General features: G+C 35.3%; 4 protein-coding genes. 2 read left to right on the plus strand and 2 right to left on the minus strand.

Annotated features, from left to right (window positions below; genetic code table 11):
- Positions 1-547 precede the first annotated feature (547 nt).
- Complete coding sequence (locus I5M32_RS16400) at positions 548-1018, minus strand: YopX family protein (RefSeq protein WP_200588237.1); 471 nt, start codon at positions 1016-1018, stop codon at positions 548-550.
- A 95-nt stretch (positions 1019-1113) separates the two neighbouring features.
- On the opposite strand from I5M32_RS16400, the gene I5M32_RS16405 reads away from it, so the two are divergent.
- Both I5M32_RS16405 and I5M32_RS16410 read left to right on the plus strand, forming a co-directional pair.
- Positions 1114-2103 (plus strand): SDH family Clp fold serine proteinase, encoded by a 990-nt coding sequence (locus I5M32_RS16405; RefSeq protein WP_200588239.1) that lies wholly within the window; start codon positions 1114-1116, stop codon positions 2101-2103.
- Between the two features lie 21 nt (positions 2104-2124).
- Entirely contained in the window at positions 2125-2340 is a 216-nt protein-coding gene (locus tag I5M32_RS16410; protein ID WP_200588241.1) for a hypothetical protein, read from the plus strand.
- Positions 2341-2499: 159 nt separating this feature from the next.
- On the opposite strand, the gene I5M32_RS16415 is transcribed toward I5M32_RS16410, so the two are convergent.
- A complete protein-coding gene (locus I5M32_RS16415) occupies positions 2500-2751 on the minus strand; it encodes a hypothetical protein (protein ID WP_200588242.1) in 252 nt (83 codons plus the stop codon).
- Between the last annotated feature and the right edge of the window lie 741 nt (positions 2752-3492).

Genomic DNA, 3492 nt, shown 5'->3' on the forward strand with positions numbered 1-3492 from the left:
GCTTCTATCAAAGTTTCTGCTTGATAGAGAGTGAAGTGCTTCGAAATCGCCACCTTCGGGTAGCTGCAGACCGTTAGCGGTAAAAGCTCCGCAAATGACAGGTGTAATAAAATGGGTTTCTGAACGGAAATTTTTAACGAAATTCTCAACAATGCCCATACTTTTTCAGAGCATCTAATGAATGTTTAAAAGTCGCAGACCGACCGATTTTTTTTTTGAGAAAAAGCGGTTAAGAAGAAATTAAAAAAAAGAAAAGGAAGCCTTTAAAGCTGTAGAGAAAAGAATTTTAAAAGAACTGAAAAGAACTTTTTTGAAAATTAATCGGCAATTTAGAACGCAAGAAAATGGCTCAATTGAACGGCTCTTAAAAACGGGATTCTGAATGGAACAACAAACGCTTCAACCGCTAACCACAAATTTGTATTATAATGGCTGAACTGCTTTACGTTATTTCATCGCAATTAACTAAGTTTATACGGCCAGACAAGTTTTTGCTTTCTATGCCATTACAACACAAATTCGCCAATCGTTAGCAAACATTGCTATCTCATACCTTGCATTCGTAAATATGTCCGACAATTTCATAATCAAAATCCTCCAAGTCGTTTTTTAGATAGTCATACCAAGACTTATCTTGATTAGCAGAAAAATCTATTCTCCAAGCTCCGTCTTTCCAAAAAACTTGTTGTTTACTTTGTTTTAATCCTTCGTCTGTTTTTGTCCAATCGCCCAAATTAAATCCTTCAAATATTTTGTTTCCGTTTTTGTCTAAAAAACCAGTGAATTGCATAATTACTATTCGCTCTTTAAATTCATCGCCACTAAAGCAATTAACTCCTTCATCAACTCCATCAAATGTGTTTTCGGTCACAAAATCGACACCTAATCCATACACATCGAACAACCTTTGTTCTTTTTTATCCCAAGCTTTAAATTCAATCCCTCTAGCTTCCGCAACGTCTGCTAACACGGGTTTTGGTTCAGGCTTGTCGATGTGCTTTCTATTTTCTATTTTCATTTTTTTAAGTTTTTACAAGTAATTCAATTTTTACGTTAATTTCGCCCGAACCCAAAGCCCGAATCCGTTATGCACAATAATAAAACGACATCACAATGAGAACAGAAAGACTTGACAATTACAAAAAAATTGAAGAACTAAGAAATTCAAAACTTTTAGTTTATGTAACAAGTGACCGACAAAATGCTGAAACGAATATTGGCGCAGATATTTTAGCACCCTTCGCTAACCATCTAGATACACTTGGAGACGTAGATAAAATAACATTGTTTATATACTCAAACGGCGGTAGTACTTTAGCAGGATGGAGTTTAGTAAATTTAATAAGAAGTTTTTGCAAAGACTTTGAAGTTATAATTCCATTTAGATGTCAAAGTACTGCGACTTTAATTAGCTTGGGAACTGATAGGATTGTGATGACAAAACAAGGAACATTAGGCCCAATAGACCCAAGCACTAATGGCCATATGAATCCTCAAGTAAATGTAAACGGACAAAATATTAGAGTTCCTGTAAGTGTTGAACACGTTAACGGATATTTAGATATGGCAAAAGACGATTTTGGTGTTAGTAGCGAGACGGAATTAAAAGATATTTATTTAAAACTAACAGACCATATTCATCCCCTATCGCTTGGAAATGTTTATAAATCAAAAGCTCAAATTAAAATGTTAGCTGAAAAAATGCTAAAGTACCATACAATAGAACCTGCTAATATCCCTAAGGTAATCAGCTTTCTTTGTTCAGAATCGGGTAGTCACGACTACACTATCTATCGAAAGGAAGCAAAAGAAGAATTAGGTTTAAATGTAGAAAAACCAAATCAAGAATTATATAGTGTTATCAAAGCGGTTTATCAAGATATTGAAAACGAACTAGAACTTAGAAACCCCTTTAATCCTAATGTACTTTTAGCAGTTAAAAATCCATGCCAATACTCATTAAGAAGAGCATTAATTGAAAGTGTTGAGGGAGGCGCAGACGTTTTTATTAGTGAAGGAACACTTACAAAGCATAATTTGCCTACGGGACAAATAGCAACACAAGATAATAGAACCTTTGAAGGTTGGAGACACGAAATTTAAATAAAAACATATATTTGCGTTATGGTGGCAGAAAACAAATACTCTGAAACAGGTTCAAATCCTTATTATTTGAACTTAAATAATACTGCTAAGGATATTTCCTTAAACGACACAACAAATCCACAGTATGGGCTTCTTGACACTTTGTCTAGATTCATAATTGTAGAAAATAGTCTTCTTATTCAAGAACCTCAATTGCAACAAGGACAATTCCCTGAAATTTCCGAAAAAATATAATCCTGAAAAATTACTGTGCATAACAGCAAATTTGTGCAAAAATGGCTGACGTTGGTTCAACTCAGGTTTTTCGTTAATTATTTAGTTTTGTACGGTACGACAATGGTTCTGCAAGTAATGCCATTTCTGCACAAATTAGCAAAACGTTAGCAGAAATGGCTACGACCCGAAATCAGCATTAACATCTTCGTTTTCTTTAAGCCATTTTTTATTATCCTCTCTTGCAATCATCATCCACCCAGCATATTCATAAGCAGTTGCTGTTAGGTTCTTTTTAATGGTTTGCAATTCATCTTCATCAATTGCTTTCCCGTGTTCTGCTTTACTGTCATAAAATGGCATTTTAGCGATTAAGGCTGTTAATGCTGACATTGCAAATTGGTCTAATAAATCTTGTTTTTTGTTTGACATTTGTTTAAACTTTGAAATTATACCCTTGTAATTTGACCGCCACTTCTGCTAACAAGGGCTTGTAGCAATAGGGGCAGAAGTGCTTTAATTGAGCTGTGTACTTCTAATCAGCTTTAGTGGGTGGCTTGAACAGTAGTGCTATAAATCCCCTATTGCTACAAGCCCCGAAACGTTACCTGTAATTGCTACTCAACTGGGTGTTTAAAAAATAAAATTACAACGTTGAGTTTCTGGTCGACAAAGCTGAAATTCAGACATTAAGAACTGAACAAACTGAATTGACAAAAGAACTCGCTCCTACTTAAATTTGGTTTTTAGCCGAACAAAACCGACATTTAAAATGGAATTTAAGCCGACACTTTTTAATCGCTAGCCGACGAAAACGCTCAACGAAATGAATCAATTGGAAGGCTCAATTGAACCGACATTTTTTAGCATTTGAAGACAAACTGAACGACAGAACCAAATCGGCCTTTTAAAATTGCCGACCAAACCGAAATTAGAAACGTAAATATCGCAAGCTCAAAAAATGCAACTACAGGTAACCACAGGTTTGCAAAATTGCGGGCGAAGTGCTCTCACTTCCTTCATCACTTTTTATTTAGTTTTGTGGGGTACGACATCGGTTCTGCAAGTAATCTCGCAATTTCGCAAACCTGTCAAACGTTACCAGCAATAATGACCAGACGAACAGCAAACATATTAACAGGAATTTTATCCGTTGGACTTTTGACAACTTTG

The organism is Pedobacter segetis, assembly GCF_016623585.1.
Lineage (GTDB): Bacteria > Bacteroidota > Bacteroidia > Sphingobacteriales > Sphingobacteriaceae > Pseudopedobacter > Pseudopedobacter segetis.

Bases quoted from the DNA above. Each gene is read 5' to 3' on its own strand.
- I5M32_RS16400 (WP_200588237.1), bottom strand. From the start codon at position 1,018: ATGAAAATAGAAAATAGAAAGCACATCGACAAGCCTGAACCAAAACCC.
- I5M32_RS16405 (WP_200588239.1), top strand. From the start codon at position 1,114: ATGAGAACAGAAAGACTTGACAATTACAAAAAAATTGAAGAACTAAGA.
- I5M32_RS16410 (WP_200588241.1), top strand. From the start codon at position 2,125: ATGGTGGCAGAAAACAAATACTCTGAAACAGGTTCAAATCCTTATTAT.
- I5M32_RS16415 (WP_200588242.1), bottom strand. From the start codon at position 2,751: ATGTCAAACAAAAAACAAGATTTATTAGACCAATTTGCAATGTCAGCA.